25 protein-coding genes are annotated in these 19,739 nt (G+C 41.3%); 19 read left to right on the forward strand and 6 right to left on the reverse strand.

The window, feature by feature from the left end; genetic code table 11:
* Positions 1-92 precede the first annotated feature (92 nt).
* From R8G66_25765 to R8G66_25795, 7 genes are all read left to right on the forward strand, one after another.
* Complete coding sequence (locus R8G66_25765; GenBank protein MDW3195807.1) at positions 93-467, forward strand: cation:proton antiporter; 375 nt, start codon at positions 93-95, stop codon at positions 465-467.
* Between the two features lie 822 nt (positions 468-1,289).
* Positions 1,290-1,670 carry a hypothetical protein gene (locus tag R8G66_25770; GenBank protein ID MDW3195808.1) on the forward strand — a complete coding sequence of 127 codons (381 nt, stop codon included), beginning with the start codon at positions 1,290-1,292 and terminating at the stop codon, positions 1,668-1,670.
* Positions 1,667-1,846 carry a hypothetical protein gene (locus R8G66_25775; protein ID MDW3195809.1) on the forward strand — a complete coding sequence of 60 codons (180 nt, stop codon included), beginning with the start codon at positions 1,667-1,669 and terminating at the stop codon, positions 1,844-1,846. Before R8G66_25770 ends, R8G66_25775 begins: the two co-directional genes overlap by 4 nt.
* 144 nt (positions 1,847-1,990) lie before the next feature.
* Positions 1,991-3,067 (forward strand): DUF1611 domain-containing protein, encoded by a 1,077-nt coding sequence (locus R8G66_25780; protein MDW3195810.1) that lies wholly within the window; start codon positions 1,991-1,993, stop codon positions 3,065-3,067.
* Positions 3,068-3,153: 86 nt separating this feature from the next.
* Complete coding sequence (locus R8G66_25785; protein MDW3195811.1) at positions 3,154-3,564, forward strand: hypothetical protein; 411 nt, start codon at positions 3,154-3,156, stop codon at positions 3,562-3,564.
* A 640-nt stretch (positions 3,565-4,204) separates the two neighbouring features.
* Positions 4,205-4,912: a hypothetical protein gene (locus R8G66_25790; protein MDW3195812.1), complete on the forward strand. Its 708-nt coding sequence runs from the start codon at positions 4,205-4,207 to the stop codon at positions 4,910-4,912.
* A gap of 378 nt (positions 4,913-5,290) precedes the next feature.
* Positions 5,291-6,505, forward strand: coding sequence for an ATP-binding protein (locus tag R8G66_25795; GenBank protein MDW3195813.1), 1,215 nt, complete (start codon positions 5,291-5,293; stop codon positions 6,503-6,505).
* Positions 6,506-6,643: 138 nt separating this feature from the next.
* On the opposite strand, the gene R8G66_25800 is transcribed toward R8G66_25795, so the two are convergent.
* The 3 genes from R8G66_25800 to R8G66_25810 form a co-directional block, all read right to left on the reverse strand.
* Positions 6,644-7,024 (reverse strand): response regulator, encoded by a 381-nt coding sequence (locus tag R8G66_25800; GenBank protein MDW3195814.1) that lies wholly within the window; start codon positions 7,022-7,024, stop codon positions 6,644-6,646.
* Positions 7,017-8,210 carry an ATP-binding protein gene (locus R8G66_25805; GenBank protein MDW3195815.1) on the reverse strand — a complete coding sequence of 398 codons (1,194 nt, stop codon included), beginning with the start codon at positions 8,208-8,210 and terminating at the stop codon, positions 7,017-7,019. The genes R8G66_25800 and R8G66_25805 overlap by 8 nt, the downstream gene beginning before the upstream one ends.
* A gap of 280 nt (positions 8,211-8,490) precedes the next feature.
* A complete protein-coding gene (locus R8G66_25810; protein ID MDW3195816.1) occupies positions 8,491-8,877 on the reverse strand; it encodes a hypothetical protein in 387 nt (128 codons plus the stop codon).
* Between the two features lie 208 nt (positions 8,878-9,085).
* On the opposite strand from R8G66_25810, the gene R8G66_25815 reads away from it, so the two are divergent.
* From R8G66_25815 to R8G66_25855, 9 genes are all read left to right on the forward strand, one after another.
* Positions 9,086-10,561 (forward strand): vanadium-dependent haloperoxidase, encoded by a 1,476-nt coding sequence (locus R8G66_25815; protein MDW3195817.1) that lies wholly within the window; start codon positions 9,086-9,088, stop codon positions 10,559-10,561.
* 379 nt (positions 10,562-10,940) lie between these two features.
* On the forward strand, positions 10,941-11,375 hold the full coding sequence (locus R8G66_25820) for a MarR family transcriptional regulator (GenBank protein MDW3195818.1): 435 nt from the start codon (positions 10,941-10,943) through the stop codon (positions 11,373-11,375).
* Between the two features lie 133 nt (positions 11,376-11,508).
* On the forward strand, positions 11,509-11,826 hold the full coding sequence (locus tag R8G66_25825; GenBank protein ID MDW3195819.1) for a hypothetical protein: 318 nt from the start codon (positions 11,509-11,511) through the stop codon (positions 11,824-11,826).
* 97 nt (positions 11,827-11,923) lie between these two features.
* Positions 11,924-12,796, forward strand: a complete 873-nt coding sequence (locus tag R8G66_25830) for a KamA family radical SAM protein (GenBank protein MDW3195820.1) — start codon at positions 11,924-11,926, stop codon at positions 12,794-12,796.
* Positions 12,797-12,830: 34 nt separating this feature from the next.
* Positions 12,831-12,983, forward strand: a complete 153-nt coding sequence (locus tag R8G66_25835) for a hypothetical protein (protein MDW3195821.1) — start codon at positions 12,831-12,833, stop codon at positions 12,981-12,983.
* A gap of 7 nt (positions 12,984-12,990) precedes the next feature.
* On the forward strand, positions 12,991-13,215 hold the full coding sequence (locus R8G66_25840; GenBank protein ID MDW3195822.1) for a hypothetical protein: 225 nt from the start codon (positions 12,991-12,993) through the stop codon (positions 13,213-13,215).
* Entirely contained in the window at positions 13,199-14,389 is a 1,191-nt protein-coding gene (locus tag R8G66_25845; protein MDW3195823.1) for a sodium:solute symporter family protein, read from the forward strand. The genes R8G66_25840 and R8G66_25845 overlap by 17 nt, the downstream gene beginning before the upstream one ends.
* On the forward strand, positions 14,386-15,228 hold the full coding sequence (gene ablB / locus R8G66_25850; protein MDW3195824.1) for a putative beta-lysine N-acetyltransferase: 843 nt from the start codon (positions 14,386-14,388) through the stop codon (positions 15,226-15,228). The genes R8G66_25845 and ablB overlap by 4 nt, the downstream gene beginning before the upstream one ends.
* Positions 15,229-15,239: 11 nt before the next feature.
* Positions 15,240-15,419: a cold-shock protein gene (locus R8G66_25855; GenBank protein ID MDW3195825.1), complete on the forward strand. Its 180-nt coding sequence runs from the start codon at positions 15,240-15,242 to the stop codon at positions 15,417-15,419.
* Between the two features lie 250 nt (positions 15,420-15,669).
* Here the strand turns inward: R8G66_25855 and R8G66_25860 are convergent, their stop codons facing one another.
* Positions 15,670-15,876: a hypothetical protein gene (locus R8G66_25860; GenBank protein MDW3195826.1), complete on the reverse strand. Its 207-nt coding sequence runs from the start codon at positions 15,874-15,876 to the stop codon at positions 15,670-15,672.
* A gap of 595 nt (positions 15,877-16,471) precedes the next feature.
* On the opposite strand from R8G66_25860, the gene mgtE reads away from it, so the two are divergent.
* The 3 genes from mgtE (at position 16,472) to R8G66_25875 (ending at position 18,400) form a co-directional block, all read left to right on the forward strand.
* Positions 16,472-17,821 (forward strand): magnesium transporter, encoded by a 1,350-nt coding sequence (gene mgtE, locus R8G66_25865; GenBank protein MDW3195827.1) that lies wholly within the window; start codon positions 16,472-16,474, stop codon positions 17,819-17,821.
* Positions 17,822-17,881: 60 nt separating this feature from the next.
* Positions 17,882-18,082 carry a hypothetical protein gene (locus tag R8G66_25870; protein ID MDW3195828.1) on the forward strand — a complete coding sequence of 67 codons (201 nt, stop codon included), beginning with the start codon at positions 17,882-17,884 and terminating at the stop codon, positions 18,080-18,082.
* 96 nt (positions 18,083-18,178) lie between these two features.
* Positions 18,179-18,400: a hypothetical protein gene (locus tag R8G66_25875; GenBank protein MDW3195829.1), complete on the forward strand. Its 222-nt coding sequence runs from the start codon at positions 18,179-18,181 to the stop codon at positions 18,398-18,400.
* A 93-nt stretch (positions 18,401-18,493) separates the two neighbouring features.
* Here the strand turns inward: R8G66_25875 and R8G66_25880 are convergent, their stop codons facing one another.
* Entirely contained in the window at positions 18,494-18,976 is a 483-nt protein-coding gene (locus R8G66_25880; protein MDW3195830.1) for a PepSY-like domain-containing protein, read from the reverse strand.
* An 84-nt stretch (positions 18,977-19,060) separates the two neighbouring features.
* Entirely contained in the window at positions 19,061-19,585 is a 525-nt protein-coding gene (locus R8G66_25885; GenBank protein ID MDW3195831.1) for a mechanosensitive ion channel, read from the reverse strand.
* Positions 19,586-19,739 lie beyond the last annotated feature (154 nt).

Below are 19,739 nucleotides of genomic sequence, written 5' to 3' on the forward strand. Positions count from 1 at the left end.
TTGAAGAAAAGGGAACTTCGTTTGCCCTTCGGGGCCTATATCAGAAAAGATCACGAAATACAAGTATTCATCGCTTTTGCCTTTTGCTTTGGTTGCGCTTTATTGACAACATTTTTTGGCCTCTCCCTGCACTGGGAGCCTTTGTTGCCGGCATGATCGTTGCCAAAGCGAAGGAAACAGCATGGGTCCATAAAAGTTTACATGCTTTCAGAATCGTTTTTGTCGCTTTGTTTTTTGTATCCATCGGGATGTTAATCGATCTGGACTTTCTCGTGGATAACCTTGCCGTGGTTGGGGTGATGGTCCTCCTGGCATTCATCACTAATAATTTTATCAATGCGATTATTGTTCGTCTTCTGGGAGAAAGCTGGTCGGATAGTCTATACACGGGGGCGATTTTGGCCCAGATAGGAGAGTTTAGTTTCATTTTGGGAGCAACAGCCTATCATACCAGGCTGATTTCTTGAGCATACTTACTTGCTCATTATTTCCACCATATCCGTCACACTTATCATCAGCCCTTTTTGGACGCTCATGGTTCGAAAAACGATGGCCTCCAAGGCTTCCTGATCTGTGATCTATGTAAAATTCTGCCGATGGTATGTAATGATCGCTGGGCTGTTTATCCCGATCTTTGACTAATCGCTATCAATCGGAATGTGCTTATCTAAAGTGAGGGCATCAAATTTGGCGCTTTTTCGGGAGATTGGCGATGTTCCAATTCTATTAAGATCAGATTTGACTATCCAGAGAAATCAATGTGGACTGATCAATCATTTGTTCCCGGATTTTTTTAGAATCCTGATAATATACGAACAGTAAAAACCAAATATTGGAAATTGTAGCATTTAAGAGATGGTACAGCCACAACTAGGAGGTTTTTGGGGCTGGGTAGGGAGACTAGATTGCCTGCCCGCCTTTTTTCTCAACGCCATTTATCTGGCAAATCTTAGGTCTTTTTTCAATGTTTCGAATGTGGTCCTGTTTAAACGCAAGGGCGGTTGAAACATGAGATATATGTAACAATACCTTGCTGTAGTGTAACGCAAAAGGTTTCAGCGATGGTAACCTTTGTAGACTAGGGAAAACTACGCAAACGCGTGCACTTCCTCGAAACTTAACATCAGAAACATGTCAAAAAGTAAAGATGGAAAACCCAAATCAGATAAGAAGGTAGCCGTGAAAAGCCTGAAAGAGAAAAGGGCTGATAAAGCAGCCAAACGAGCAGAAAAAAGGAAAGGGGATACCTGAAATCTATAAAAGTTCGCTGAAAAACAACAGCTGATCATATGGCTCAAAATATTGAAAACATTGAATTGGAGCCATTGAAGCCCCATGTCTTGAAAAATCAGATTGACTATGTATCACAAACGATAGTCACCCGGTATATCCTAAAAAAGACGACCGGCCATGTGAGCCTCTATGCGCTGGATAAAGACGAAACCCTGATCGCCAGAGAAGTGGCCCATGATCACCTTATTCAAATCCTGGAAGGATGTGCCGAGGTGATGATTAATGGTCAGGTAAGGAAACTGCAAGTCGGGCAAATAGTGGTCATTCCGGCCCATGCTCCCAACACCATCAGGGCCGTAGATCGCTTGAAAATGATTGTGACCCTCATCCCAAGTGGATACGAAGAATTCCATGTAGAAAACCCATCAAGCTCATGAGTAAAGAACAAACAGGAAAATACGCACCTGGTGAAATTGTATTTTCCAAAGTATACCCAGGTGAAAAGTTAAAGATAAGACGCTACGTAAGCCGCGTTTACTATTGTCAATTCGTGGATGATGAAAACCGTAAGGAGTTGGCATTATTCGAAAGAGAAATTGAAGAAAATAAATAGTCGGACTCGACTTTAAAAAAAAAAAAAAAAAAAAAAAAAAAAAAAAAAAAAAAAAAAAAAAAAAAAAAAAAAAAAAAAAAAAAAAAAAAAAAAAAAAAAAAAAAAAAAAAAAAAAAAAAAAAAAAAAAAAAAAAAGGTTCTAACATGAAAGAAAAAGCAATAGTGTACGCCGAAGCATTTTTTGGCGAGAATGATGGAAAAGTGGCCAATGGTTTGGTGCGACATTCTGAAAAATATGAGATAGTAGGCGTGGTAGATAGTACGAAAGCCGGACTGGATGCTGGTGATGTACTGGATGGTGAAGCTAAAGGAATACTCGTTTTCCCCACGATTAATGCCGCCCTTGAGATCTTAGCAGTCCAACCTGAATGCTTCATCTATGGCATAGCACCTACACATCCTGTATTAAGCAAGAACGAGCGGGAAGTGTTCTTTTTGGCAATGGAAAAAGGACTGAACATCGTGAACGGGTTACCTGAGTTTTTTACGGATGACCTGGAGTTCATGGATTACGCCGTAGAGTATGGCGTGACCATCACCGACGTGAGAAAACCTCTTCCTAGAGAGGAATTACATCCCTTCACAGGAAAGATTCATTTGGCTCTTACTCCGGTAATTGCGATCATGGGTACGGACTGTGCCATTGGCAAGCGTACCACGGCCATGCAACTCGTAACAGCGTTGAGAGAAGAAGGTTTGAAAATAGCGTTTATAGCCACGGGACAAACAGGGCTGCTCCAAGGAGCCAAATACGGGGCCGCCATTGACGTGCTAAGCTCGGGATTTGCCACCGGAGCAGTGGAACATGCGATTCTTACCGCAGAAGCGGCCGAAAAGCCCGATATGATCATTGTAGAAGGACAAGGTGCGTTAGGTCATCCTTCGTATACTTCCTCCGCAGCCATTCTTAAAGGTGCACTTCCTGATGCCATTATCCTTCAACATGCCCCAAACAGGCTTAACTATTGCACGTATCCGGAGATGTCGCTTACTTCGCTTCAATCAGAAATAGACTTGCTTGAAGCTTTCTGTGGCCCCCGGGTGATGGCCATTACCCTGAATCATGAAAACATGTCCGATGCTGAATTAGAACTGACCATTGTGGAGTACGAAGCAACTTATCAATTACCGGTTACTGATGTATTAAAAAAGGGATGTGATAAACTGGTAGATAAGTTAGCTGTTTTCTTTCCCGATCTATCAACCCCAGCCATTGCCTGAAAAATCAGATGATGCCATTGAGTGGTGCGAATTACCAGGCAATCAACATCAATAGGCTAACAGGATAATTCATTAAATTCCCTGTCATGTCAACCTATACTAAGAAAGAGATTTACCAAATACCTGGTAAGATGGTAGGATACCATTTGCCTGAGATCAATACGATCCTAGATGTGTGGAGTTCATCACTGTTTGTTTCATTGGAAGATTGGAAATCCACGGTTTTTGATATTGGTATTATGGACTATGCACCTAAACATCGGGTAACAAGCTGGATCATTGATACGAGTGGAGCCAGAAGTGTTTTCCCTCCACAGATACAGGAATTCCGGCAAAATGTAGCAAAAAAAGCACTTCAAGAAAATGGGGTCAAGAGACTTATTGTCGTACTACCAGAAACCGGAATTGGGAAGTTCTCTGCGGGGAAAACGGCAGAGTTATATGATAGCCAGGAGCTTCATAGTTTCGACGTGTCAAACCCTGCAGGAGGCGTATGACATAATTAAGAAGAATGGTTAAACATGTTCAGGGTGTAAAATCTACCGGTCTATCGGCAAACTTTCCTGTTCATCGAAAGTATTTCGGCACTTACCTGTGTGGTTATATCTTCACTAACATAAATAGTGAGTATCTATTTTCCATAGCTGGTTCTTAAATGGAAATTGCAGTGCATCAGAAGGAGGCACTGCTTTTTTATTTCAGTTTAACAGCTATTTTCCTTGTTCGATTACCCTAACACTGCAGAATAAGAAAACTTCCTTACTTTTAATAACAAGTGGAGTTTCTATCAATCCACTTAGTTTCTAAATTGAGCAATGCGGCTTCTAGGTGCATTGCTTTTTTTGTCAAAGAATTGACTAATCTCTAATTGAATTATGTTATTCGCGACCTAATAACTGTATTTGGCGTACAAATCGTAAAAAATAGATACCTTCACCTGCAAATTTGTCTGTTTGACGAATTTTCCATATAGGGCCAGCCATCGGAATTACTTTCGACAAATTAACCTAGTATCAACCAATAATAAATGATGGCAAGCGTGATTCAACAATACCTGAGTATTGGACAAACACCGTCTGATATTCCTGCGGTCAAAGTCCGAAAAAGCTTCTTAGTCTTTCTGGCAACCTTCATGTCGTGTGGGGAATCATTTGGGGCAGTATTTCCATAGCATACGATTTGGTATGGCAATCCTTTATTCCTTATGGGTATGTAGCAATATCTGCTATTAACTTAACCATTTTTGGACTTACAAAGCACTTCAAAATTGCTCGGGCGGTACAAATCTTTATCAGTTTGATGCTTCCCTTTCTTTTTCAGTGGTCTCTTGGTGGATTCTTCTCCTCAGGGTTGATCATGTTATGGGCCATCCTGGCAGTGACATCTGCACCAGCATTGGGAGATGTGAAGTTTTCCCTGATCTGGATGGTTCTTTACATTGTGCTGGGCGTTGTTTCTTTTACCTATGACGATTTCTTTGTTGGTTACAAACCTGATATCCTTCAATCACAATCTTTGCTTTTTCTTACTCTCAATACGTTGGTGATTTCGACCATTGTGTTTGGTCTGGTCATTTTTTATGTTGGGCAAAGTCAGAAGGCGCAGCAAGAAGCGCAGGCGATTAATGATAAATTGAAACAGGTCTCGATTCAATTGAAAAAGAAGAACCAGCAATTGGCAACAGCTCAGGGGGAATTGCAGGAAAGCAATAAGCAGTTGGAGGAATCAAAAGTGAATCTGGAACGCATCAATGAGAAACAACAACATATCAATCATATGTTGATGAAAGATCAGGGCTACTTTAAGACAAGTGAGGATAAAGAAGATGAAGCCAAAGAAGATTAATAGGAGTTGATCTAAAAGGACTATTGTCTGATCATTCTACCTGAAATGATCCATGAAAAATCCAGTATATGGCCCATTCATCGAAAACCTGAAAGGAACACTTACAGTGATGGTTAGTTTCGATTTGGTTCATTATTAACGCTGAAGCTGGCTGTAAAGAGTGATTTAAATATTAGTGTTCGGACTTTCGATATGCTACTATTCAAATAAGGTGAGAGATTGAACTAAGGTCTTGTTAAATCCAATTCAGCTCAGATTATTGTATAAAGCAAAAGTATGATTGAGATAATTCGAGGATTTTCTTCACTGGGCCATCATGAGGAAGAGTCAACCATTCATAAAAGTAGAAAAAGCTTTTTAGTCTTTTTGACCTTATTCATGAGTCTTGGTGGTGTTCTGTGGGGAACTATCTCGGTCTTTCATGGCTTGATTTATCCTTCGATTATTCCGTATGGATATGTGGTGATTAGCATCGGGAATTTAATTTACTTTCAGCGAACCAGGGACTTTGTCACAGTAAGGTTTATTCAGGTTTTTATCAGCCTGACGCTCCCTTTCCTTTTTCAATGGTCTCTTGGTGGTTTCTTCTCCTCAGGTCTAATCATGATTTGGTCCCTTTTTTCTTTGGTTGCTTCCTTAAGCTATGAAAGTAATCTTCATTCTCTATTGTGGTGGTCGTTTTTCCTGGCTTTAATTGGAATCTCGTCTTATTATCAGGGTTATTTTTCTTCAATTAAACCAATTGCACTTCCTGATCAATCACTTCTTTTTTTAGTGATTAATGTAAGTATTGTAAGCAGTCTAATATTCTTATTGATTTTATATTTAGTAGGACTGCTAAAAACTGCAGTTCTTCAGTCAGAAAGATCGAATAAAGAGTTACAGATTACCTTATCTGATCTTCAAAGAACCCAAAAAAAATTAATTGAAACTGAGAAAATGGCTTCTCTGGGAGTGCTTTCGGCTGGAATAACCCATGAAATTAATAATCCGCTCAATTTCATTAAAGGGGGTATCCAGGTCCTTGAATTAGATTTAAAGGAGGGGAAGCCAGTTAATGAACTTGAACCTTATCTCAATGTAATCAACGATGGAGTGGAGAGGGCAACTACTATTGTCAAAAGCTTGAGTCATTTCAGTAGAGAAAGTACGGACATGCATGAGTCATGTGATGTGCATGCGATTATCGATAATTGCCTGCTAATGCTGGAAAGCAAGACCAGGCATAAGATTAAGGTCCTAAAAGAGTTTGGAATTGAACATTTCAAGTTGATCGGCAATGAAGGAAGACTGCATCAAGCTTTTTTAAACATCCTGGCTAATGCCGAACAGGCAATCCTCCATTCAGGTGAAATCAAAATATCTACTGAATTAGATCGAGAAATACGAAAAATCATCATTAAGGATTCAGGATCAGGAATAGAGCCAGAAATACTAGATAAGATTAATGACCCATTTTTCACGACAAAACCTCCAGGGCAGGGAACAGGCCTCGGCTTGTCAATAGCTTACAACATTGTTAGGGAACATAAGGGCGTGATTGAAGTAATTTCTCAACCAGGAATGGGCACGACCTTCACTTTAAGTTTCTGAAGTAGCACCAATCCATGTCAGTTCTTGCAAGCTAGCGCCTTCAGTAAAGGACTGCTGGTAATATATATGGCCACGGGGGCCAAGTATCCTGAAGACTTAACAACAACAGATCAATCGTCTATCGATGAAAGATTAAGGCTATTTTGAATCTGATTGGGTTACAGCTTCTTTTATAGTTAAATAATCGTACGGCTTTTTAAGAAGTCTTTCAATGATTTTTTCTTCCAGGGCATTTTCCAATTCCTTGTTGTAACTGTATCCAGTTAAGATGAAGTAGCGAATTCCGGTGAATTGTTGTTGTGCAGTTTTGATAAACTCAAGACCAGACATTGCTGGCATTCGCATATCGCTAATGACTACTTTTAGCCGATCACTATAGTGTGTGAGTTTTTCAAGTGCTTCTTTTCCTGATGATGCAGTAACCACTTTGAAGTCTTCCTCAAATCGTTTTTCGAATAGGAGCAAATTGATGGGTTCATCATCAACGAACATCACAGTATGCTTAAGTTGTCTACTCACTATCAAACGTTAGAGGTTTGTTGAATGTAATATGAAAGCTGGTTCCTTTACCTACTTCGGATTCAACTGCTATGGAACCATGATGTTCTTCAATCGCCTTGTAGGTGATAGACAATCCTAAACCCGTACCTTCTCCTGTATCTTTTGTGGTAAAAAACAAGTCATTAATTTTATTGATATACTTTGGATCTATACCACGTCCGGTATCGGAAATGGTGACTTTCAAAGCCTCACCATCCGTGTAAGTGCGAATAGAAATGGTACCACTTTCATCAATGGCCTCTTCTGCATTAATGAGAATATTGAGGAAGGCCTGGTGCAACTGCCCTTCATTTCCAATGATCTTCAATGATCCTAAGTCCTCATATTCCTTAACTACCTCTACCTTATATTTAAGTTTATGGTTCAGCATTACCAGACAATTGTCAATCACTTTCTGAATGTCACAAACTTCATTCATGTCCGGTGAATCTCTGCTAAAGTGAGCAAGACTATCAATGATTGATGCGACTCTTTTCACTCCCTCATCAACTGCATGTACGTAGGGTTCTGCGTCTTTTGAACCGTTCAATTGCATGGTCAACATTTCAATACCTCCCTTGATGAAGTTCAATGGGTTATTGATTTCATGAGCAACACCTGCAGATAATAGTCCCAGCGAGGCCATTTTTTCGGACTCGACCAATTTTTGGTAAGACATTTTAAGTTCGAGGTTCTTCTCATTCAGCGACTTACGATAGATATAGATGTATGTCCCTACGATGCCAAAAACGAAGAATGTGGAGATAATATGCATTTCCATCATGCAATCTGCCGGAAAGCGGTTTTCTGTGTAACCTAACGATGATAATAGCCAAATACTTAAGGCACATAAAACCGCTACGATCATGAAGAAATATCGATCCCTCACGGGTTTATAGAAGAATGCAATGATGGGAGGTATGATGAACTCAGGTAATGCTGGAGAGAACACTCCACCAGTAAAGAAAACCTCGAAATAGAAGGCATGGAAGGCTGTGAGCACAGAGAGTCGAAAGAGCCATAAAAGATGCTTTGTGAAATAACTGGCTATGCCAAAAATGAAAAACAGAGAAAGGCAAAAGAAGCCATTATACGCCAGAATGTAAACTTCGCGTATATAGAAATAGACGCTAAAGCTCAGGGTCGAACAATAGGCGAAAGTCATCAGGAGTCTAAACCAACTCCTTTCCTTTTGGGATGTCACTAGGTTAGTCACTAAACGGCGGCTAGGTTCTGAAAGATAGTAAAACTTCTAAAGCCAATAGCAAGTGAAATCGATGAATAGTGGAACGCCTTCGGTTATTGTCAATTAAAGAACTGACTATATCAGGAAAAAACAGTGGAGGTCAAACCCCCACTGCATACAGCCAGCATAGACAATGCGCTGTTGCGCATACCTAAGCGGTAAACTTACTGAAGGTCGGTGACATTGTCGTTGATATTAATTATTCGGGCTCTATCCCCTCGTTGATCCATCCTTCAGCTCGGTTTTCCCAATCGTGAAATTGAGTGGAATCGATGTATCTTTTTGTTGAGTCTTGCTTCCACTCTTTTGACAATCTTCGGGATTGCATTTTGACCAACGCACTATCAATAATCGTTGCAGAACGCACAATCCGGGTAGCTGTCCATTCCGGGTACGCACTAAGAATAGCCTGGCTTTCCGCTGGAAGAGGTTTCATGCTACGCATATCCGCCAATAATCCAAATTGTTGTGGCACCAAATCCAGGGTTGTTTTGAATTCATCCTTGTAGGCCTGCATCTCCTCCGGGCTAATAAACCCTTCGAAGGTTAATTTGATCCCATAACTTTTCACTTCAATCTTGTACATCTCTGATCAGGTTTTTCAACCACGGATGAAATATACACAGAACGTTAGAAAATAAGCAGCTGATATAATAAGCTATTTGTCTATTCTTTTGAACGTCCCTCGTTTTCTTCTGATAAAAGTCATCAAGCAAAAAGATCAAATAGCCTGTAAGAATTGCTGACTTTTGATAAATTCGAGGTTGTTTAACCTAACATTTTTTTCGAAGAAGATGAAGAAACTACTGGTCCTGTTTATATTGGTCATTTATGCTTTTTCTTGTGACCAGAATACTGAAAAGAATAATTTGCCCGAACCTCTAGGAAGGGATAATGTTGCTTACAAGTGGGGTGAAATGGCTCTTTTGGGTACTGCCAATGATACAGAAAGGTTTCAGCCCCGACCAACCATCACTTCCCGATACCTGGGACTAATCTTTATTGCAGTTTTTGATGCCTGGAGCCGATACGATAACAAAGCTACTCCGGTTTATCTCAATGGTGTAGAGCGTAGACCAGCTAAGGAGCAAACGCTAAAGAACAAAGAAATCGCAATCAGCTATGCCGCATTTGGTGCCCTAAAAGAATACTATTACAGTGATACTAAAATATTTGTGGATTTCATGGTAGAGTTGGGACTGGACCCAAATAATAATTCAATGGATCCCAATACACCAGAGGGTGTTGGTAACCTCGCTGCAGCTGCGGTGATTGAAGCGCGAAAAGGTGATGGCGCTAATCAATACGGGGAGGAAGAAGGGTCTAATGGAGAACCTTATTTTAACTACGTCGGCTATGAGCCGGTGAACTCAGCTGATGATAATACGGACCCTAATCGATGGCAACCCAAATACTTTTCTGACGGCAAAGGAGGACAGTTTGCTCCTGGATGCCTGACGCCATTTTGGGATAAGGTGAAGCCTGTGGCCCTTCAGTCTGGAGATCAATTTCGTCCTGGTCCTCCTCCGATGATCGGGTCAGAACAACTGGAAAGAGAAGTAAAAGAAGTCATTGACTTGCAAGCGGGTTTAACAGATGAGGATAAGGCGCTGGTGGAATTTATGCGTGATGGCCCGCAATCGGTTCAGCAAGCAGGTCATTGGTTAAAGTTTGCGCAAGATGTTTCTCGTAGGGATAATCATAACCTTGATCAGGACGTAAAGATGTATTTCTACAACCAGGTGGTGGCGATGGATGCTTTTATTGCATCATGGGATTCCAAAATGTTTTATGACTATGCGCGTCCTTATGCCCTGGTGCATGAATACTACGAAAACCAAATCATTAAAGCCTGGGGAGGCGAAGGCAAAGGGATGATGGACATGGATGGAAGTCAATGGCGTCCATATTCTCCTGAAACGTTTTTGTGTCCTCCATTCCCTAGCTATGTGTCTGGCCACAGTTGCATCAGTGGTGCATGTGGAGAAGCCCTAAAGATCTGGACGGGTAGTGATGAGTTCGGCGAAGAAGTTACGCTTGTCGCCGGAGCGATGACCGAACCGGATAATCTGGGAGACACTGTAGTATTGAAATTCCCTACGTTTACCGAAACTGCTGAAATGGCCGGTATTTCCAGAGTATTGGGAGGCTATCACATTCAAGCGGACAATGTTGCTGGTCTAGAGCTAGGAAGAAACGTTGCCAATGAAGCCTGGAAGTTCTATCAAAAGCACATAGGAGCAACCGAAAGTATTGCTTCAGCAGATTAACATTAGTCAATAAAGAAAGCTATTGAGCTTTTTGCTTAAGTAGAAGAAGCGACATTCCGCAGAGGAATGTCGCTTTTTTAGAAATACACATTGGAAGATTATACTACTTTGTTGTCATTTCGAATATCACGAAAAGTAACGAAATCATACCAGTTTCATTTGATTTTAACTTCAGCCTAAATTTCAAGGTAGGATCATTATTTAAAGGATTTTAAGTTGATTTAAACTAATAAATGACCATTTAAGCTTAAGAAGACTTGCTGTGACGATTGCGACATCTGAAATAACCCATATTTATTCCGTAAAAAGGTTAATTTGTGTCGCTTTTGAAAATACAATATTGGACACTTTAGAGATCATTGTAAGCATTCGAAAAATCGTGAGGTCATTAAACCTCGAATCGAAGGCCATTCAGAAAGATTTTGGTTTGAGTATCACTCAACTCCTTTGCCTGGGTCACTTGCAGGGGAACGATGGTTATAAATCTACCCATCGTGAATTGATGGACTTGTTAAGCCTCAATTCGAGTACAGTTTCCGGCATACTCAACAGGTTAGAGAAGCGAGGATACATTGCCAGACTGAGTAATGAGATGGACAAGAGATCAAAATCGATCATTCTAACTGCCTCGGGCCTTAAGCTTTTGGAGGAAACCCCCAATGTATTACACGACCGACTGGCCGAGAAACTAGATAAGCTGTCAATTGAAGACAAGGAAATGGTTCAGAAATCTCTTAGCATCATCATCGGGGCCATGGAAATAAGAGGAATGGAAGCCTCTCCTCTGCTTACTCCTGAAGAACCCATCGATTAAGAAAACACATCTTATAGGATTAAAAGAATAAAACAAGACAAATAAGTTCTGTAGAACTTAAATAGGTTCTGTAGAACTTAGTTTCTACCTTTGCGCAAATTATTTAGTCCACAGATTGGACTTAACTCGCAATATGTATTATACGAAACAGGACATTTCTACAATCGAAGAAGCAGTAAATTTTAATGAACTTCCCCAGTCCATCCGAAAGAATGAGGTGTTGGAAAGTCTTGATAATCAGGATATACCAGAGCATCACAAGGACTTTGTAGGGCTTGATGACCTGAAACACAGAGATTTTGTCAGTAACAGATTTTGGGACAAGATCCCTGCTTTTAAAGGGGTTAGTGAAGAAGCGTTTCTCGACATGAAATTCCAGAACAAACACACGGTTCGGAAGATGTCAAAGCTTGAAGAACTTACAAAAGGTCTTGTAGATACAAAATTTTAGAAGAGGTCAAGGAAGGGATGCAAATTGCTCCTATGAATTTGAGTATTTCTCCATATATCCTGAGTTTAATCGATTGGAATGACCCCTGAATGATCCTTTGAGGATACAATTCATCCCAATTAGGGAACGTTTCAAGGCTGATCACCCAAAGCTAACGCTGGATTCATTGAATGAACAGAGTGACTCACCAGTAGATGGCCTCGTTCATCGTTACTTTGATAAAGTATTATTTCTGCCATTGGATGTATGTCCGGTTTATTGTCGTTTTTGTACAAGAAGTTATGCTATAGGTGGCAACACGGAAAGTGTAGATAAACTTCGATTCAAGAACGCACCGGATAAATGGAAAAAGGCATTTGCATATATCGCCTCCAGACCGGAAGTGGAAGATGTGGTAGTTTCCGGAGGAGATGCCTATATGTTGGTGCCTGACCGGCTAAGAATGATTGGAGAGATTTTGTTAGAGATCCCACATGTGAGAAGAATTCGATTTGCTTCCAAAGGCCCGGCTGTAATGCCCATGAAGATCATCAGCGATCAACAGTGGATTCGGGCTTTAGTGGATGTCGTAAAGCTTGGACGGGGAAAAGGTAAAGAAGTGGTTTTACATACCCATTTCAATAGTGCCAATGAGATCACTGCCATCACGAGAGAAGCCATGCTCAAGCTGTTCAAAGAAGGGGTGACGGTTCGAAACCAGAGTGTATTGATCAAAGGGGTAAACGATACGACGGAAACTATGATCGAGTTGATCCGAAAGCTTTCCTATATGAATGTGCAACCCTACTATGTATATCAGCACGACATGGTACCGGGAACAGAAGACATGCGTACCAGTGTAAAAGAGACGGTTGAACTCGAAAAAGCCGTAAGAGGTGTAACTGCTGGGTTTAATACGCCATTATTCGTAACAGATGCGCCTGGTGGCGGAGGAAAACGGGATGTTCATAGCTACGACTATTATAGATGAGGTGACAGGTATAAGTGTCTACAGGAGCCCCAGCGTGGACGATAAGAAGTTGTACTTGTACTTTGATCCCGTAGATACCCTTCCCCTTGAGGGCCAAAAACTTTGGGAAGATCAATCGCTTCATCAGGACCTGATAGACAATGCGGTGAAGAACTCTGGCTATCAATCCCTGGAACCCGTAATCTGAGGGGTATATGCATTGGATCGATCTGGTTGTATTCATCACTTACTTCTTAGCAATCATTTATGTTGGCTATTTTTTTCTAAAACAAAATCAATCGCGTGAGGACTACTATGTCGGTGGCAGATCGATAACAGCGAATCATGTTGGGCTGAGTATTGCCGCAACAGATGTTGGTGGAGGTTTTTCAATTGGACTTGGAGGCCTGGGGTTTACCCCCCATGGGCCTATCTGGTAGCTGGTTGCTGTTTACAGGCCTGATAGGTGCCTGGATAGCCGCGGTAGTCACGGTCCCCAAATTGAAAATGCTGGACCTCCAGAAAAGGTTTTTGACGTTTCCGGACTTTTTAAGCTTTAAATACAATCCTACGATTGGTGTCATCGCTGCGGCAATTTCAGGTATCGGATACATTGGTTTTACAGCCGGGCAGATCTTAGCCGGTGGGAAACTGGCGTCTGCGAGTATCTTTCAGGATTTGACCTTAGTCGACCCCTTATTCTTTTCAATTCTCACCGTTGCATTTATCGTGATTGTTTATACCAGTATGGGTGGGATCAAAGCTGTTATCTACACTGATACCATTCAATGGATTATTCTTCTTTCGGGGCTTTTATTGCTTGGTATCCCTTTTGCCTATATAAATGTTGGAGGCTGGACGGCTATCCGTAGCACGCTACCTGAAACCCATTTTTCCCTCTCCAATGTTTCTTGGGTCACACTGGTAAACTGGACTTTTGCCATCATCCCGATCTGGTTCATTGCCATGACCCTGTATCAAAGGGTGTTCAGTACCAGGAATGTTGCGGAGGCACGCAAGGCCTTTCTGATCGCCGGCGTATTCGAATATCCTTTAATGGCGTTTTCGGGAGTGATTCTGGGAATGCTGGCGAGGGTGGCTTTTCCTCATAGTGATCCCGAGGCGGCCATTCCATTAATGCTCAACGAGGTATTGCCGGTAGGTATTGCGGGATTTGTGCTAGCAGCATACTTCTCCGCGATCATGTCCACAGCGGACAGTTGTTTGATCGCAGCTTCGGGCAATGTGGAAAATGATATATTGAAGCAAATGGGCACCCAAAGTAACAAGATCGTCAATCGTTCGGTCATCATAACGGCTGTTCTGGGAATGGTTTCGTTTCTGCTGGCAACGTGGTTTACCACCGTATTGGATATTGTGTTGCAGTCCTATGCGTTTATGGTCTCCGGGCTGCTTGTTCCCACATTAGCGGCATATTTTTCGAAAAGGCCACATATGAAAGCGGCCATGGTCAGTATGTTCGGTGGCGGTGGACTCACACTGGTATTGATATTCATGCAAGTGACCTTGCCATATGGTCTGGACCCATCGATCTTCGGTATCATTACTTCGCTTGCGCTTTACTTACTTGTTTCAACTACGATAAAACAATGATGTTTGATAAAGTAGAAACCATTTCAAAATCACTGATACAACACGGACCGAATAATGATCGGGTTTACCTGATGAAACTTCATCATCAAGAACGGGTAGATCAATTAATTGATCAACTTTTCAACCTGGCAATCTTGAAACGTTACAGTAAGATTTTTGCTAAGGTTCCGGGTTCAGCGCTTCCCTTGTTTCTTGAAAATAATTTTAAAATGGAAGCAGCAGTTCCAGGGCTTTACCCAGGAGAGGAACAAGGATATTTTTTGGGAAAGTACTTCAATGCCAAGCGAGGGTACCTGTCGAAACAGGAACGGAAATTGTTTAATGAAGTAAAGGAGTCAGCTTTGAATGCTGACAAGAAGCTTGATAATCATCTTCCAGATAGCTTCGATATCCGGAAGCTGGACGCTCAGGATTTGCCCAAATTGGCAAGAGTCTATAAACAGGTTTTTCAATTTTATCCCTTTCCCATCTTTGATGAGTTTTATTTGCTGGACAACCTGAAAAATGACGTGCAATATTTCGGAGTGTATTCAGGAGATGAACTGGTAGCCGCATCAGCTGCTGAAATGGATAAAAAAGGACGAAATGTAGAAATGACAGATTTTGCAACCTGCACTAAATATCGGGGGAAAAACCTTTCATATTTTTTACTTCGGTATATGGAAAATCAAATGATGGCGGAAGGTATGCAAACGGCCTATACCATAGCCAGGTCTGTTTCTTATGGAATGAACAAGACTTTTGCCCGGTTGGGATTTTATTTTGGTGGGACGTTGGTCAATAACACATTAATAGGAGAGGAAATAGAGTCGATGAATGTTTGGTATAAATCGTTTTAAAGACATGAATCATGGGGAGGAAAAATTATAATGCTTTCTTGAAAAAACAGCGAGCTGAGCAAAAGAGAAAGAAAAAAGAAGAAAAACAGAAGAAGAAAGAAGAACGAGAACATACCTCTGGTTCATTAGACAATATGATCGCCTATATTGATGAGGATGGCAACATCGTTGACACACCTCCGGAAGAATGACCTTTGTACTTCCTTCGAGAAATTGAACCTTCCAGAGCGAAATAGTTTGAATAAACGTAAAAATCCCCGAATGTCTATTCAAGGTAAAATTGAATGATTGAACTGTTAGAAATTCACTTCAGTCTCAAGCTCCAATTCTATTTTGAGGATGCCTTCAGTTGCATCAATAGGTATGTATCTGAGGATGTAGGAGGAAGAATCCCATTCCATTATAAATACCGTATCTATTTTTCCAGGTAAAAGTTCCAGTTTATTGATCCTGAGATTTACCATTGAGGTTCCCCTTGACGGAAAGTGATAGGTGGCTGATACCTTCATGAGAAGCAAGCTTAAAACCAATAGTATCGGTCCTTGCTTTGGACACATCGTCGATGATGATCTCTCTGTTATACTGATGCCTGCATGCACCAATCATCGTTAAGAATGCGAGCAACGTAATGAGTATGTGGGATTTCAAATGGGTTTATTTACTGAAAGCATAACAGCTTTGGAAGGTACAACAATTATTCTTTGAGTTTGATTTGACTGGAATCATCAGCATCTGTGGCATTATGTTGAAATCAACGTGATTTCGATGATGTACGGTCTTATTTGGATGTTCTATTTGGTTGTTGACTGATCTCTTTGATCATTTCGATGTATGGGGTCGGAGCTTTTAAATCATGAGTAATGAACGGGGTGATTCAAAATATAATTGGCTGACCACCCCATATCATTGTCTTATCATTGTTTAGACTTCATTTGTTTATAGAAGTCACATCAAATATTTCAGAAAAGTCAATCATTGAAAGTGACTTTTTGAATATAAACCTGTCAAAAGGACAGTCTTTTTTTTAGATATCCGGTGAGTCAGATTTGGTCTTGGAGGCTGACCACCGGATAAATTTAACTTAAGGAAAAGAAAACTATCCCCTGTAAACATAACCTGTGAAGTGTAAACTGGCCACTAACCAGTAGCCATGAAACCATTGGTTGGGCGGCCCTGATCCCGGTTGGTCAGGGTTTTTTATGAATTCTCGACTAACTTTTGATTGTCTAAAACCCTGAAAGCAATGATCATTGAAAAGCCCTGGGAAACCATCAAAGAACAACTCCTATCTCCTAACCCGGAAGTGATCAAGGACTTTCTCGATGAATTGAGATCGGAAGATATTGCTGGCATTGTCAGTCACCTGGAAAAAGAGGAACGAGTACAGCTCCTGCATGTATTAAAGCCGGCAGAGGCCGCGGAATTGATCGATGAAATCCCCTGGCAGCAAGCGGTTAAGATACTGGAAGACATGGGGGCTCAGGAAACTGCTGCAATTCTGCAGGAGCTACCAAGCGATGATCAGGCGGACTTTTTGGCTGAGTTTGAGACGGCCAATCAAAATGCCATCCTGGATGAATGGCAACCAGATGCAGTAGAAGAAGTCAAGAAACTCATTCAATATGATGATCACTCTGCAGGGGGATTAATGATCACGGAATTCCTGGCTTTCGACGAATCTCTGACAGTCGGCGAAGTGGTCAAAAACCTAAGTGATCATGCTGAGAAGTATGAACGCTACAACCTACAATACATTTATGTGACTTCTCACGATAAGTTTGAAGGGGTTTTGCAGATGCGAGATCTCCTGCTTAGAAAACGGAGTACTCCGCTGACTGATATTGTGTTGCGGGATGCGATGACTGTTAATAATGACGATCACCTGGATGAATTGATTAGTTTTTTTGATACCCACGATTTTTACGGGGTGCCAGTCGTCAATCAGAAACGAGACTTGTTGGGAGTGGTGTTACGTAAAGACCTACGTGAAGCAGAAACTGAACAGATCAACTACGAACATTTGGAAACCCAAGGTATCGTCGGTGGAGAAGAACTCAGGACGTTGCCGATACTTATAAGAGCCAAACGACGCCTCTCCTGGTTGAGTGTCAACATTTTACTAAACATTGCTGCTGCCAGTGTCATTGCGGTTTATCAGGATACGCTTTCAGCCGTTATTGCTTTGGCTGTATTTCTTCCGATCATTTCTGATATGAGCGGCTGTTCAGGAAATCAAGCTGTGGCGATTAGTTTACGTGAGTTATCTCTAGGAGTGATCAAACCTTTTGAATTGGTACGTGTACTCTGGCAAGAGGCTTCGGTTGGTTTGATCAATGGCCTGGTTCTCGGCACGTTGATTGGATTGGCAGCCTGGATATGGAAGGGAAACATCTACCTCGGATTGGTTGTAGGAGGCGCGTTGGGAATCAATACGCTCATTGCCGTATCTCTGGGAGGGGCCATACCATTGATCTTGAAGCGGTTCAACGTGGATCCTGCGTTGGCATCAGGTCCTTTGCTCACTACCATCACAGACATGCTGGGATTTTTCCTTGCATTGACGTTTGCCAGCTCGCTTATATCCCATTTGTAATTTCTATTCTCAGGCTTAATTCATGTGACTTTAAAGACATTGTGCAGTCTAATAGGTGAAATGAAAAAGCTAATTCAATCAAGTAGCAGTTCGCTTATCGAAAAGCTTACGGTAGAGATGAATGCCTTGATATCTGTATTAAAGCACCCAACACTCCGGGTAAGTGATGGGCTAAAACGCAGGTACTTTAAGCGACTTGACACGATCATAGAGGAGATCAAAAACCTCAAGGTCGTACGTGCTTTTGAAGATAGAAAATAGCTTGCTATAAAATCGGCAAAAACCTTTTTTCCAGATGTGACTTTTTGCAAATTCTCAGGTCTAAAAAATCTCTTAAAACATGAAATGCGAATACCAATGAAGCATTCGTATCTGGAATATTCGAAGCTGATCTTGTCCAAAGTGGCATTTGATCCGGGCTTGTTTTTGAAGGAGTACCATAATTCATTGAAGTATTTGAATGATGCTGAGCAATTGATGCTTAAAACATGGGTCATGAGTATGGGAATTCGGTTTGACAGTGTAAGAATCCCTTCGATTGATCCTGGATTAGAAGGTCGCCCAGGGGTGACCTTCTAACCTGAATAAAATTGACATAAGGTCTTGTGAATTAACTTATAGCTGGTTTTCGGAAGGAATTTCTGAGGAAAGAACCAACCAGCACACTGACCTCTAGTAGGATACTTCCATCAGTGAAAGATACTTTCCGTCCTTATCAAAGTCGAGTTGTATATAGGTCGTATCATCATTACTTTCTTCATTGTCTTCCAGACCTAAGATGATGACATAACGCAATGGCGTTCTTGGATCTTCGTACGTATGTGCTTCCATGAAAACCCCATCAGGATAGTCCTCATTGAGATAATCCTCGATGGGCTCAGGAATTGCGTCAGGCAAGAATTCTATTTTTGTATACTTCCATGACCCACTTTTTGAGAAACTAGCTTCCGCTTCTCCCTCCTGAAAGTAGAACCACGCCACAAAATCCTTGGCAGCATTCTGTTCCCAATGGACATTTTTTACACCTGGAAATCTTTTTTCGAAAGCTGCTTGTATTTTTGGATCCGGGTTGTCGCTGGTTGCTGAAGCTATCCAGGAAGTGGTCACTAGCGTCAGAATGGCAAGCACCGCTGATTTGGAAAAAGGAGCACTCATTTGTGAAACATTTTGGAGTTTAGACCCAGATAGGTCATAAAGTCACCATAAGGCATTAATTATTTTTATAATAGATCCTTAACCTTAATCACGGATTTGTAAAATGGGTTTTTGAATGGCCAGGTTGTTCGGGTAGACAACTACTTGATGGTCGGTGGTGCGAATTCTAATGTAAAACAGTGTGATGTCTTCGATTTTTCCCTCGATAGAGTTATCTCCATCTATGACCCTGACCATATTGCCTATGCGATATGGGAAGAAGAAAAACAGGATGATTGAGGCAGTAAGGTTGCTGATTACCGACCATGTTGCGAAAAGGGCTACTCCGATTACCGTGAAAATCGATGCAAAGTAAACAGAAAGACCTTTTAAAGAGATTTCCCAGGTTGCTCCTAACAGCGTAATGGTAATAAGCAAAAACAGTATATGAACAAGCTTTCTCACGTAAATCTCCCGGTCCGAGGAGACGTGGCTTCTATGGGCATGGCGACGAATAACCTTACTGATGAAGGTTCGACCAGCCATATATAAGATCAATAATCCTACGGATATGCCAACAGTGGCAAGATTGCTCTTGACGTACGATAAAAAATGAATAAAATCCGACATAGGTTTTTCAGCTTTAGACTGGAATTTTGGTTTTCGTCACTAAATCGTATGGCGTAGATTTCGGGCTTAGGACCAGCATTTTAGAGAATATTTTCTCTTAAAATGTGACCTACAGGGAGTTTTGCCGTCTCAAGAGGTACAGTTCATTAAATTG

It is taken from the genome of Cytophagales bacterium, from assembly GCA_033344775.1.
GTDB lineage: Bacteria > Bacteroidota > Bacteroidia > Cytophagales > Cyclobacteriaceae > JAWPMT01.